General features: G+C 71.4%; 11 protein-coding genes. 7 read left to right on the top strand and 4 right to left on the bottom strand.

All coding sequences use genetic code 11. The annotated features are described in order from the left end of the window. On the top strand, nt 1-1,581 hold a 1,581-nt coding region (locus tag J7E96_RS38355; protein WP_215138067.1), incomplete at its 5' end, for a DUF6350 family protein. A gap of 7 nt (nt 1,582-1,588) precedes the next feature. Here the strand turns inward: J7E96_RS38355 and J7E96_RS36190 are convergent. Beyond that, on the bottom strand, nt 1,589-2,431 hold the full coding sequence (locus tag J7E96_RS36190; RefSeq protein WP_215138069.1) for a hypothetical protein: 843 nt from the start codon (nt 2,429-2,431) through the stop codon (nt 1,589-1,591). 272 nt (nt 2,432-2,703) lie between these two features. Between J7E96_RS36190 and purN the strand changes: the two genes are divergently transcribed. Further along, nucleotides 2,704-3,351 (top strand): phosphoribosylglycinamide formyltransferase, encoded by a 648-nt coding sequence (gene purN, locus J7E96_RS36195; protein ID WP_215138071.1) that lies wholly within the window; start codon nt 2,704-2,706, stop codon nt 3,349-3,351. Next, the gene (purH, locus tag J7E96_RS36200) at nt 3,348-4,910 is read left to right on the top strand and encodes a bifunctional phosphoribosylaminoimidazolecarboxamide formyltransferase/IMP cyclohydrolase (protein WP_215138072.1); all 1,563 of its coding nucleotides are present in this window, start codon (nt 3,348-3,350) and stop codon (nt 4,908-4,910) included. Before purN ends, purH begins: the two co-directional genes overlap by 4 nt. 85 nt (nt 4,911-4,995) lie before the next feature. Here purH and J7E96_RS36205 read toward each other — a convergent pair whose 3' ends face one another. Continuing rightward, the gene (locus J7E96_RS36205; RefSeq protein WP_215138073.1) at nt 4,996-5,655 is read right to left on the bottom strand and encodes an RDD family protein; all 660 of its coding nucleotides are present in this window, start codon (nt 5,653-5,655) and stop codon (nt 4,996-4,998) included. A 226-nt stretch (nt 5,656-5,881) separates the two neighbouring features. On the opposite strand from J7E96_RS36205, the gene J7E96_RS36210 reads away from it, so the two are divergent. Together J7E96_RS36210 and J7E96_RS36215 are read left to right on the top strand one after the other, a co-directional pair. After that, on the top strand, nt 5,882-6,760 hold the full coding sequence (locus J7E96_RS36210; RefSeq protein ID WP_215138074.1) for a bifunctional methylenetetrahydrofolate dehydrogenase/methenyltetrahydrofolate cyclohydrolase: 879 nt from the start codon (nt 5,882-5,884) through the stop codon (nt 6,758-6,760). Nucleotides 6,761-6,780: 20 nt separating this feature from the next. Further along, nucleotides 6,781-7,404, top strand: coding sequence for a DUF3017 domain-containing protein (locus J7E96_RS36215; protein WP_215138075.1), 624 nt, complete (start codon nt 6,781-6,783; stop codon nt 7,402-7,404). Here J7E96_RS36215 and J7E96_RS36220 read toward each other — a convergent pair. Next, nucleotides 7,391-7,624: a hypothetical protein gene (locus J7E96_RS36220; RefSeq protein WP_215138076.1), complete on the bottom strand. Its 234-nt coding sequence runs from the start codon at nt 7,622-7,624 to the stop codon at nt 7,391-7,393. The two genes, J7E96_RS36215 and J7E96_RS36220, sit on opposite strands and share 14 nt — an antisense overlap. Before the next feature lie 658 nt (nt 7,625-8,282). Here J7E96_RS36220 and J7E96_RS36225 point away from each other — a divergent pair. Next, a complete protein-coding gene (locus tag J7E96_RS36225; protein WP_215138077.1) occupies nt 8,283-9,527 on the top strand; it encodes an XRE family transcriptional regulator in 1,245 nt (414 codons plus the stop codon). A 361-nt stretch (nt 9,528-9,888) separates the two neighbouring features. Then, a complete protein-coding gene (locus J7E96_RS36230) occupies nt 9,889-10,878 on the top strand; it encodes a malate dehydrogenase (protein WP_215138078.1) in 990 nt (329 codons plus the stop codon). A 1,358-nt stretch (nt 10,879-12,236) separates the two neighbouring features. On the opposite strand, the gene J7E96_RS36235 is transcribed toward J7E96_RS36230, so the two are convergent. After that, nucleotides 12,237-12,446 (bottom strand): hypothetical protein (locus tag J7E96_RS36235; protein WP_215138080.1); only part of this gene is annotated, 210 nt, incomplete at its 5' end.

Genomic DNA, 12,446 nt, shown 5'->3' on the forward strand with positions numbered 1-12,446 from the left:
GAAAGGGGGGAGCGGGGGGTTGAGGGGCGGCTTGAGAAGCTGCGGGGCTTTCAGGGGGGTGGTCCCACTGCGCTTGTTGCCTTCTGCGGGGTTGTCGCCGGGTATGTGGTCGTCGGTGCGGCCGCGGTGCTTTACGCGTACGGCGGGCCGCTGCCCGCCGGGCTGCTCAGCGCGGCGCTGCATCTGCCCGTCGTCGCGGCGGCGGGTGCGGCGGCCGGGGTGTGGACGGCGAACGGGCGCCCGCGCGGGCCGCTGCCGCGCTGGGTGCCGGGGGGCGTGCGGGAGGCCTTTGTGCGCCCCCGGTTCCGGGTCGCGCTCGGGGCCGCCGGGGCCGGGGTCGTGGCGCTGATGGGCGGCGGGGCGTTGATCGCGCTGGCGTCGCTGGTGTGGCACGCGGGGGCGGCGCAGGCGGCGGTTCTGCAACTGGCGGTGGATTGGTCGGGGCGGCTGGCTGTGGTGCTGCTGGTTCTGGCGCTCGCGCCGAATGCCGCTGTGTGGGGCGCCGCGTATGGGCTGGGGCCCGGGTTCGCCCTCGGTGCGGGCGCGACTGCCACGCCGCTGGGTGCGGTGGGGACTCCGGCGCTGCCGCACTTTCCGTTGGTCGCGGCGCTGCCGTCCGGGGAGGGGGCGGCGCTGGTTCACTGGGCGACGGCGGCGGTGCCGGTGGTGGCGGCGGTCACGGTCGCGTGGTTCACGGTACGCACCGCCGCTCCGCCCTTCGCCGTACGGGAGGAAGCCTGGACCCTCCGCGAAACGGCCCTCGGGGCGGCCCTGGCGGGCGTGGGCTGCGGGGTGGCGATGGCGGTACTCGCGGCTCTGGCGAGCGGGCCGCTGGGCGTGGGGGCGCTGTCGGAGTTCGGGCCGGTGTGGTGGCGTACGGGCGGGGCGGCGCTGGTGTGGACGGTGACGCTGGGGGTCCCGGCCGCGCTGATCCTGCGAGCGTGGCGCCTGCGCGACCGGACGTCGCGCTCCTGGCGCGGAAGGTCGGCTGCCGCGGTTGTGGAGGAGAGCGGTGCGGGGGTTAAGCGCAGGTGGTGGTGGCTGGGCGCGGCTCAGGATTCGAGTGCGGGCGCTGCGAAGCGGGCGTGGTGGCGTGGTGGCCGGGGCGGGAGTGACGGCCACGAGTGGCCCGCCACCACCACGGGGTCGGTGGCTGCGAGGCCGTGGTGGCGTCCTGGCGGCCGTGGCGCGGTGGGGGACGAGGTGTCTGGGCCGTACGACGGCGAAGCCGAATTCCTGCCCGTCGGCGATCCCGAGGCCACGGTGGGGGCGGCCTGGCACGACAGCGGGGTACGGGAGGCGAGATGGGCGGCCCTGAAGGAGGCGTCCGGCGGCTTGATGACCGACTTTCCGGCCGAGCCTTCCCCCGCGCACCCGCCGGACACGGCGACCCCGAGCGCCCCCGCCGACTCCGCGCTCCCGCCGTCACCGCCCTGTGAGCAGCCCTCCAGCTTCCGCCCTCCACCGGTCGCTGAGAACTCCGCCCGCCAGGCTTCCCCGGGTACGGGGGCGTCCAGCTCTGCGGTTCCACCCGGTGTGGAGACCTCCGGTGAGGGGGAGGGCGGCTTGAGCGGCGCTTAGGATCCGGTTACTCCTTTACGCCGAAGATCGGGCGCAGCGGCTTCGGGAGCAGGTCGTTGCAGGTCGCCTGGGCGGACTGGGTCAGGGAGTCCTGGACGCACGTGTAGTAGTCGCGGTAGACCAACTGCACCGTGAACGTCGTCGCCACGATCATCAGCGCGAGCGCCGCCGTGACCAGGCCGCTCACCGCCGCCGTCGTCTGCGGCCTGCTGCTGCCGGCCGAGGGCGACGCGGGCGCGGGCGTGGTCGTGGCATCCGCCGCCGCGTCCTGGGCGCGGCGGGGCTTCGCGCGCAGCGAGCTGATGCCCCAGTAGAGCGCCAACGCACCCAGCAGCAGCGCGACCTCGGGGAGGTCGAACAGTGCGAAGAAGAAGGCCCACATGCCGGACAGCAGCGCGTAACGCGCCCGGCGCTGCGCGGGGTCCGTCGGATCCCAGCGCAGGCCCGGTCCGGTGCCGCCGCCTCCCTTGCCGTCGCCCGGCCCCTCCGGGCCGCCCTGGCGTTCGCCGGGCCCACCGAACCCGCCGCTCTGGCGGCCCGGCTGGCGGGGGCTCCACTGGCTGCCCCCGGAGGACGGGGAGGACGACGGGGCGTCCTGTTCGTCACTGCCGTCACCCTGGCCGCCGCCGCCGTCCGCAGGCTTGCGCGGCTGCCACGGCTGGTCGGGCTGCCCCTCAGGCGGCGGCGCGAAGGGATTGTCGTCCCCCTGCTGCGACGGAGGCGGGGGCGGCGGGGTCGGCGGTGTGGACGAGGACTGGCGGTCCCGCAGCAGCAACTGTGAACCCCGCTGTCCCGCGTACATCGCGGAAAGCGGCAGGCGGAGAGCCGCGCGGCGGCGTCGGTCCGTCATCTGGTGAACGTCTTCCCCTCAGACCCGGATGCGCCGTGCGCACAGGGTCTTGTGTGTCGATCTGTTCCCGTCCGGAGACGGATTGTCCCTGTCAGGAGACGGAACCTGTCCCCTGACGCTACCTCCCGGCCACGTACCCGTCCCGTGGGGGCCGCTCGGTGTGCCGGTATCGTTGCCGACGGTTGGCGTCTTCGTAGAGTTCCCCGTATCGGGGGATGCGATTCGTTCGTACGACCACACAAGCCGCACCATCCGCGAGAAAGAGACCCGCCGTGGCCTCCCCGCCCCCCTCCCCCCGCCCGCCCGGCACGCCCGCCCGCCTTGTCGTGCTGGTCTCCGGTTCCGGTACGAACCTCCAGGCCCTGCTCGACGCCATCGGCGACGACCCCGCCGCGTACGGCGCGCAAGTCGTGGCCGTCGGTGCCGACCGGGAAGGGATCGCGGGTCTCGAACGTGCCGAGCGCGCCGGTCTGCCGACCTTCGTCTGCCGCGTCAAGGACTACGCCTCCCGCGACGAGTGGGACCTGGCGCTGGCCGAGGCCACGGCGGCGTACGAGCCCGACCTGGTCGTCTCGGCCGGCTTCATGAAGATCGTGGGGAAGGAATTCCTCGCGCGCTTCGGCGGCCGCTTCGTGAACACCCACCCCGCCCTGCTGCCCAGCTTTCCCGGAGCCCACGGCGTACGCGACGCACTCGCGTACGGCGTGAAGGTCACCGGATGCACGGTTCATTTCGTCGACGACGGTGTCGACACCGGCCCGATCATCGCGCAGGGCGTGGTCGAGATCCGGGACGGGGACGATGAAGCCGCTCTTCATGAGCGCATCAAGGAAGTCGAGCGAAGGCTGCTCGTCGATGTCGTGGGGCGCCTGGCCCGTAACGGCTTTCGCATTGAGGGACGAAAGGTAGTTATCCAGTGACCGCCGAAGGTACGAAGCGGCCCATCCGCCGCGCGTTGGTCAGCGTCTACGACAAGACGGGCCTCGAGGAGCTGGCCCGCGGCCTGCACGAGGCGGGCGTCACCCTGGTCTCCACCGGCTCCACCGCCGGGAAGATCGCCGCGGCAGGCGTCCCGGTCACCAAGGTCGAGGAGCTCACCGGCTTCCCCGAGTGCCTGGACGGCCGGGTCAAGACGCTGCACCCGCGCGTGCACGCCGGCATCCTCGCCGACCTGCGGCTCGACGCGCACCGCGCGCAGCTGGAGGAGCTGGGCGTCGAGCCCTTCGACCTCGTGGTCGTCAACCTCTACCCGTTCAAGGAGACCGTCGCCTCCGGCGCGACTGCGGACGAGTGCGTCGAGCAGATCGACATCGGCGGCCCCTCGATGGTCCGCGCCGCCGCCAAGAACCACCCCTCTGTGGCGGTTGTCACCAGCCCCGAGCGGTACGCCGACGTCCTCGACGCGGTGAAGGGCGGCGGGTTCGACCTGACGACCCGCAAGCGGCTCGCCGCCGAGGCCTTCCAGCACACGGCGGCGTACGACGTCGCGGTCGCGTCCTGGTTCGCCGATGATTACGCCGCGGCCGACGACAGTGGCTTCCCGGACTTCCTCGGGTCGACGTACGCGCGCAAGAACGTGCTGCGGTACGGCGAGAACCCGCACCAGCCCGCGGCGCTCTACACCTCCGGTACGGGCGGCCTCGCCGAGGCGGAGCAGCTGCACGGCAAGGAGATGTCGTACAACAACTTCACGGACACGGAGGCCGCGCGGCGCGCCGCGTACGACCAGACCGAGCCCTGCGTCGCGATCATCAAGCACGCCAACCCGTGCGGCATCGCCGTCGGTGCGGACGTCGCCGAGGCGCACCGCAAGGCGCACGCCTGCGACCCGCTGTCGGCTTTCGGTGGCGTGATCGCCGTCAACCGGCCGGTGTCCGTGGCGATGGCCGAGCAGGTCGCCGAGATCTTCACCGAGGTCATCGTCGCGCCGGGGTACGAGGACGGCGCCGTCGAGGTGCTCGCCCGTAAGAAGAACATCCGCGTGCTCGTCTGCCCCGACGCCCCGTCGGATGTGGTGGAGGTCAAGGCCATCGACGGTGGCGCCCTGCTCCAGGTCACCGACCGGCTTCAGGCCGAGGGCGACGACCCGTCGACGTGGACGCTCGCGAGTGGTGAGGCGCTCTCCGGGAGTGAACTGGCCGAGCTGGCCTTCGCCTGGCGGGCCTGCCGCGCGGTGAAGTCCAACGCGATCCTGCTCGCCAAGGGCGGCGCGTCCGTCGGCGTCGGCATGGGGCAGGTCAACCGTGTCGACTCCGCGAAGCTCGCGGTGGAGCGTGCGGGCGAGGAGCGCGCGGCGGGTGCGTACGCCGCCTCCGACGCGTTCTTCCCGTTCCCGGACGGCCTGGAGATCCTGCTGAACGCGGGCGTCAAGGCCGTTGTCCAGCCGGGTGGTTCGGTCCGTGACGAGCAGGTCGTCGAGGCCGCGAAGAAGGCGGGCGCGACGATGTACTTCACCGGCACGCGCCACTTCTTCCACTGACGCTGACGGCTGACGCTGACGCGGACGTGCGAGAGGCCGCTAACCCCGGTGGGGTTCGCGGCCTCTCGCCGTGCTCGGGGTCAGGTCACTGGGACTTGACGACCACCGAGGAGCAGATCTTGTCCGCGAACGTCTGCTTCTTGTCGTCCCACAGCGGCCACAGGTAGCCGAGCGGGATGCAGGGGATGCTGTCGAGGAAGTGGGCGAGGCGGCGGACGAACGCCATGCCGACGCCGAGCGGCTGGCCGTCGGCCTCCCGCAGCAGGCGGATGCCCATGGCCTTCTTGCCGATGGTCTGGCCTGTCTTGCCCTCCTGGACCAACATCCAGATCCCCACGCCGATGGCGGCGAGGAAACCGATGACCGCGAGGATCGCGCCGAAGGAGTCACCCATCGCACCACCGACGAAGACCAGGCTGTACGGAACCATGATGACGAGGACGTCGACCAGGATGGCGACGAACCGCAGCCCCCAGTGAGCGTACGGCGGCATGCCGCTGTACGGCATCCCGGGCTGCTGCTGAGGGTAGGCACCGTACGGCTGTCCGGCCTGAGGGGCTCCCTGCGGGTACGCGCCGTAGGGCTGGCCCGGCTGCTGAGCGCCCTGCTGCGGGTAGCCGTAGCCCTGCTGCTGCGGCGGCACGCCCTGCGGGGCCTGCTGGGGGTAGCCGTAGCCGGGCTGGCCCTGCGGCTGCTGCGGCTGGCCAGGCTGGCCGTAGGGGTTGTTCGGGTCGCCGAAACTCATGGCGGGGTTCCTCCGTTGGAAGTGCTGGGGACGTCGCGGCCCGAGCGGAGGAACGTCACAAGGTATCAAGCGGTGCCCCCCGCCGCTGTCCGCGGCACTGCGCGGATCATCGTTGTAGGACAGTCGTGTCTTTGTCCAGTCGGGGTGCCTATGTGTTGTGCAAGTGCAACCTCGGCCGGGGCGGCCTGATTGGAACCGGGGCGGGTCCATCCGCGAGGATGGGGGTATGACTGCCCAGATTCTCGATGGCAAGGCCACCGCAGCCGCGATCAAGTCCGACCTGACCGCCCGCGTGGCGGCTCTGAAGTCCAAGGGCATCGTCCCCGGACTCGGCACCGTGCTGGTGGGTGACGACCCGGGCAGCAAGTGGTACGTCGCGGGCAAGCACCGCGACTGCGCCCAGGTAGGCATCGCGTCGATCCAGCGCGAACTGCCCGCGACCGCCTCCCAGGAGGAGATCGAGGCAGTCGTACGGGAACTGAACGAGAACCCGGAGTGCACGGGATACATCGTCCAACTCCCGCTCCCCAAGGGCATCGACACCAACCGGGTCCTGGAGCTGATGGACCCGGCCAAGGACGCCGACGGCCTGCACCCGATGAGCCTCGGCCGGCTCGTGATTGGCGAGCCCGGCCCGCTGCCGTGCACCCCGTACGGCATCGTCCAGCTCCTGCGCCACCACAACGTGGAGATCAAGGGAGCGAACGTCGTGGTCGTCGGCCGCGGCATCACCATCGGCCGCCCGATGCCGCTGGTCCTGACCCGCAAGTCGGAGAACGCGACGGTGACGCAGTGCCACACCGGTACGCGTGACCTCTCCGCGCACCTGAGGCAGGCGGACATCATCATCGCCGCGGCGGGTGTGCCGCATCTCATCAAGCCCGAGGACGTCAAGCCGGGCGCGGCCGTGCTCGACGTGGGCGTCAGCCGGGACGAGGACGGCAAGATCGTCGGCGACGTCCACCCGGGGGTCGCGGAGGTGGCCGGCTGGGTCGCTCCCAATCCGGGCGGTGTCGGCCCGATGACGCGCGCGCAGCTGCTCGTCAACGTCGTCGAGGCGGCGGAGCGGGCGGCGGCCGACGCCGCACACGCCGGCACGAGCTGAGCGGGAAGGAAGCGCCACCGATGGGTGCTGCTACGAGTCCGGAGGAACCGGCCGTCACCGGCGATGTCACCGGCGATGGCGATGTCACCGTGGAGGCGGCCGCGCGGGACGCGCGAACTGCTGACGCTGACGGCGCGCAGTCCGCGGACCGGGCTGGCGTGACGCGCGGGACTGGCGCGACCGGCAACACCGGCGAGCCCGAACCGACGGCCAAGGGCGTCGTCAGCGCCCCGGGCCCGGACGGGCCCGTCCGCACCACGCGGCGCTTTCCGCTGTTCACCCGGGACACCGCGCGCCCGGAGGGCGGCGGTCGCGCCGCGTCCGGGGCCGCCCCGGTCAGACAGTGGCCGTTCCTGGTGGTCCTCGGAACGATCGCGCTCGGGCTGCTGCTCGTGGCGGTCGACGCGTTCGGAATCGGCTTCCGTCTCGGCACGCTGCTGATCGGCCTGGCCCTGATCGCAGGAGCCGCGCTGCGCCGGCTGATCCCGTCCGTGGGCATGCTGGCCGTACGCTCGCGCTTCACCGACATGGCGACGTACGGCCTGCTCGGCACCGCCATCGTGCTGCTCGCACTGATGGCGCAGCCCAAACCGTGGCTGGAGATCCCCTTCCTGGAGTCGGCGATCAGGTTCACGGTGCGGTAAGGCGGCCCTTCGGGGCGAACAGGAGCTCGTCCGACGGGCCGCAGATCTCTTCGCGGGTGCACGGCAGGAGTTCCTGTGCGCCTCCGCTGATGCCGGGTGGCCTGTTGATGCGCAAGCTCTGCACCCGCAGGCGCTGTCCGACGCCGAGGGCGAGCGCCGCCTTCTCCGGATCGCCGCCTCCGGCGCGCAGATCCGGATTTGCGCCGCGCCGCTGGCGCACGAGGCGATCGTCATCGACCGGCGGATCGCGATCCTGGCCGGAGCGCCGGAGCGCCGGAGCGCGGCACCCGGACGTACACGGTGGTCCCGTCGCCGGACGTGGTCGACGGCGTCAGGCCGCTGTTCAGCGCCGCCTGGGCGTGTCTCTGCGTACGTACCGCAGGCGCGTCGCCAACTCATGGCGACGCGCTCGGCGCCACCTCAAGGTTTTCCAAGCGGGCCTATGCGCCCGGGAGTTCGAAGGCGGCGCCTGAGAGCCTCGGTCCCTTCCGTACGTGCCGGCACCCGTCCTCTCCCCCGAGGGAGGACGGGCGCCGACACGGTCTTCAGCGTCGGGGACGGGCCAATCGCGATCAAGGGGTGCCGGGTCCCTGTGGCACGGAGGTGACCATTCCGCCACGGCCCGATCACCGCGCAACAGCGGGGTTACGGACGGCGCCGGGCCACTGCGATGGGACACTGTTCCCGGGAATCGGGAGGGGGCGCGCGAGGGGGCACGCCGGACTGCCGAATGCTCCCGTGCGCTCCTGCCCCAGGAACTGACATCCTGGCTTCGCGCATCCCTCTGGGTAGTCCGGACACGGACCGCGGAGGGTGTGGCAGGGGGACACGAGAGCACGGGGCACATCAGGCACGTACGGGGGGACAAGGGGGAAGCAATGCCTCGTTGGAAAGCTCTACCGGAGGAGCTCGATCCACAGGTCAAGGAGTTCGCGAGCCAGCTGCGCCGGCTGGTTGACCGCAGCGGGCTCAGCATCGCGGCGGTCGCGGACCGGACCGGCTACAGCAAGACGTCCTGGGAGCGCTATCTGAACGGTCGGCTGCTCGCGCCCAAGGGCGCGGTCGTCGCACTGGCCGATGTGACCGGTACGAACACGAACCACCTGACCACCATGTGGGAGCTCGCGGAACGCGCCTGGAGCCGTTCCGAGATGCGCCACGACATGACCATGGAAGCGATACGGATCTCGCAGGCGCGGGCCGCCCTGGGCGAGTTCGGCCACCCGTCGACGACGACGACGCCGTCGTCGCCCGCCAAGGGCGGTCGCCCGGGCCGGCGCACGACCACGGACGCGTCCGCGCCCGCTCCCGCCACGGGCGCGGGCTTCGCCGGTACGGGCATGGGGCCTGGCGCGGGCTCCATCGGTACGGGACCGGGCGGCGTCGGCCATGGTGCGGGCAATGGCGTGGGTAATGGTGCGCGTGGGGGTGCGGGTGCTTCCGGCGCGGGAGGTCGTACGCCGACGGACGCGCCGCCGCAGGGCTTCGGGATATCCCGGCAGCAGGCCGGCAGGGGAGCGGGATTGGGGGCGGGTGCGGGATCGCCTTCGGGACCGGGTGCGGGACTGGGTTCGGGACCCGGATCTCCGGACGGTCGGCGAGGGCGCAGGAAGGTCACGATGTTCCTGGCGGGCGTCGTGGGGGCGCTCCTGGTGATAGCGGCCGCCGTACTGCTGACCGACCTCGGTGGTGGCAAGGACAAGGACCCCGTCGCGGAGAAGAAGCCGACAGCCGGACCGACTACTTCGGCTCCCGAGCTGCCCGTCGGGGTCGAATGCTTCGGCGACAAGTGCACCGGACAGGACCCGGAGGCCATGGGCTGCGGCGGCGAGTTCGCCAAGACGACGTCCAGCGCGACCGTGGGCACCGCATTCGTCGAGGTCCGGTACAGCAAGACCTGCGGGGCGGCGTGGGCTCGTATCACCCAGGCGACAGTGGGCGACAAGGTGCAGATCGCCTCGGCCGCCGAGACCGGCCAGGGCGGGAAGCCGAAGGACCAGAACGGCTTGGTCGACGCGGACAAGGACGCGTACACCCCGATGGTCGCCGCGACCAAGGCCGCTGACGCGAAGGCGTGCGCGACTCTCGCGTCCGGTGTGAAGGGCTGCACCACGCAGGAGTAACCGGGGACGGCCGGGGACAGCCGGGAACGACCGGGGACAGCCGGTCAAGAAAAGGGGAATGCCCGCGCCCGGACGGGGAAGGCGCAAGGTATCCCCCCACGGGTGCACAGCACCCACCCCGGTGGTCGGCCGCCCGCGCACCCCCCCTCCAGCGCGGGCGGCCGCCCGCGTTCGGGGGTATGTGCGCCGCACCACACGGGGTCGGGAGACCGGCGCTCCCGGGGTCCGATAGCCTGACCGCTGGATATCTCTTCACGTCAAGATTCAGAGGCCGCCAGCGGCGTCGGGGTCGGGGCGTGCCGGTGATATCCAGCAACGAGGGGCAGGGACCCCCACCGCCAGCTGTCTTACGGAGATCGCCATGACCCGCACTCCCGTGAATGTCACCGTCACCGGCGCGGCCGGCCAGATCGGTTACGCGCTGCTCTTCCGCATCGCCTCCGGCCACCTGCTCGGCGCGGATGTGCCGGTCAAGCTGCGTCTCCTGGAAATCCCGCAGGGCCTGAAGGCCGCCGAGGGCACCGCCATGGAGCTCGACGACTGCGCCTTCCCGCTGCTCCAGGGCATCGAGATCACCGACGACCCGAACGTCGGCTTCGACGGCGCGAACGTCGCACTGCTCGTCGGCGCCCGCCCGCGCACGAAGGGCATGGAGCGCGGCGACCTGCTGTCCGCCAACGGCGGCATCTTCAAGCCGCAGGGCAAGGCCATCAACGACAACGCCGCGGACGACATCAAGGTCCTCGTCGTCGGCAACCCGGCCAACACCAACGCGCTCATCGCGCAGGCCGCGGCCCCGGACGTACCGGCCGAGCGCTTCACGGCGATGACGCGCCTGGACCACAACCGCGCGCTGTCGCAGCTTGCGAAGAAGACCGGCTCCACGGTCTCCGACATCAAGCGCCTCACCATTTGGGGCAACCACTCGGCGACGCAGTACCCGGACATCTTCCACGCGGAGATCGCCGGCAAGAACGCCGCCGAGGTCGTCAACGACGAGAAGTGGCTGGCCGACACCTTCATCCCGACCGTCGCCAAGCGCGGCGCGGCGATCATCGAGGCGCGGGGCGCCTCCTCGGCCGCGTCGGCCGCGAACGCCGCCCTCGACCACGTCCACACGTGGGTGAACGGCACGGCGGCGGGCGACTGGACGTCGATGGGTATCCCGTCGGACGGTTCGTACGGCGTTCCGGAGGGCCTCATCTCCTCCTTCCCGGTCACCTGCAAGGACGGCAAGTACGAGATCGTCCAGGGCCTGGACATCAACGAGTTCTCCCGCAAGCGCATCGACGCGTCGGTGCAGGAGCTCAAGGAAGAGCGCGACGCGGTGCGCGAGCTCGGCCTGATCTAAGGCGCACGCGCCACACGCGTAAGCACGCGCCAACGCCCCCGGTAGCCGATGGATTCGGCCGCCGGGGGCGTTGGCGTCAGACCCTTTGCTTCTGGGGGTTTCGGGCCGTCCCGGGCGCTCGAGTGTCGGTGGGCCGTGGCGGCGCGTCAAGGGCGCTCCTGCGTCGCGTCGCTGCGCGAGAGCCCTTCGGGCTCCCCTTGACCCGCCGCCCCGGCCCACCGCTAACGCTTATACGGGGACGGCCCAAAGAAAAAGGCCCACACCGGGGCTCCGGGGAGTAGCGCGGGTGGGTTTGGTGGCTGTCGGGTGAGTGGGTGGGGCGCGGTCTGTTTAGGGGGCGGCGCGGCCCCAGTGTCGGCGGGTGCGGCGACGGCCGCTGGTGCGACATCCCCATTCCCACGCACACGAGCACCCACGTGAGCGGATGCCGGGGCTGGCGGGTCGACGTGCGGACTCATGTCGGCGCGGGTGGGGCGCGACGGTTGAATGGGGGGACTCGGGTGGGTGTGGCGTCCGCCCCGGCCGGTGGTCGGTTGTGCCTCAAGCAGGTGGCTGGTGTGGGTGGGTGGAGGGGCACCCAGGGGTCGGTGGTCCTGCCGACGGCCCGGCCGGACGAGCGGCCGGACGAGCGATCGGGCTAGCAGGCCGGCTCTACACCCACGGCCAACCCGACAGGGGTTCGAAGCTTTCGGTACGACTAGTTGGGGCGGCGCACGCTCTCAGCCCGTCCGGTGGGACAGCTGACACTCTTGGCCGGAGCAGATGGGGCGGTTCACGGCTCGCACACCGTCGGGATGGGACGAACCCAGCACATGACGCACAGACGCGCCCTTTTCGCCCCTCTTTGCCTACTTTGGGAGGCCTAGGCGTGCGTTATGTGTGGGGTTTGTTGCACGCCAATGGCCGGGAGCGGGCGTAGGAGTGCACTCAACCCATCAGAAGACGGCATCCGACGGCCCACCCGGCCGGTAGGCGAGGGACCGGCTGAGTAGCGAGGCCGATGTGCACGCGACGGCCGGTTGCACCCGGTGGCCCCGGACACGGCGGCCGAGAGTTCATCCCGCCGCAGTCCGCCTCCAACTAACACCGAGAATCTCGGCCTTGGCGAGGCTCGGTCGCTCCAGCAACGCGACTCCGCGCCCGGAACGCAACTAACCCAACATTTGATGAATCCCAATGCCCCTCCAGTCCCATCCGTCTCACCCGTTGCGCCTCCGGCCATCGCGGGAGCGTTTCGGCCCACATCGGCTCTCGCGCCTCCGCGTGGACCGCCGACTGGCGTGGCGGATTCGCACCTGCCTCGCCGTTCGGTGCGCCACCACCCACCCACATCAGCAAGGTGCTTGAGGCCCAGCCGATCACCGGCCGGGGTGGACGCCGAACCGGCCCGAGTCCCCCCATTCAACTGTCGCGCCCCACCCGCCACGACCATGGGTCCGCAGGTCGACCTGGCAGGCCAGCTGGCCGTCAGCCTGGGTGCTCGTGTGCGTGGGAATGGGGATGTTGTACCAACGGCCGTTCCCGCGGCCGCTGAGCCTGGGGCCGCACCGCCCCCTAGACCCGTACTT

The sequence above is a fragment of the Streptomyces sp. ISL-96 genome (assembly GCF_018614035.1).
Taxonomy (GTDB): Bacteria; Actinomycetota; Actinomycetes; order Streptomycetales; family Streptomycetaceae; genus Streptomyces.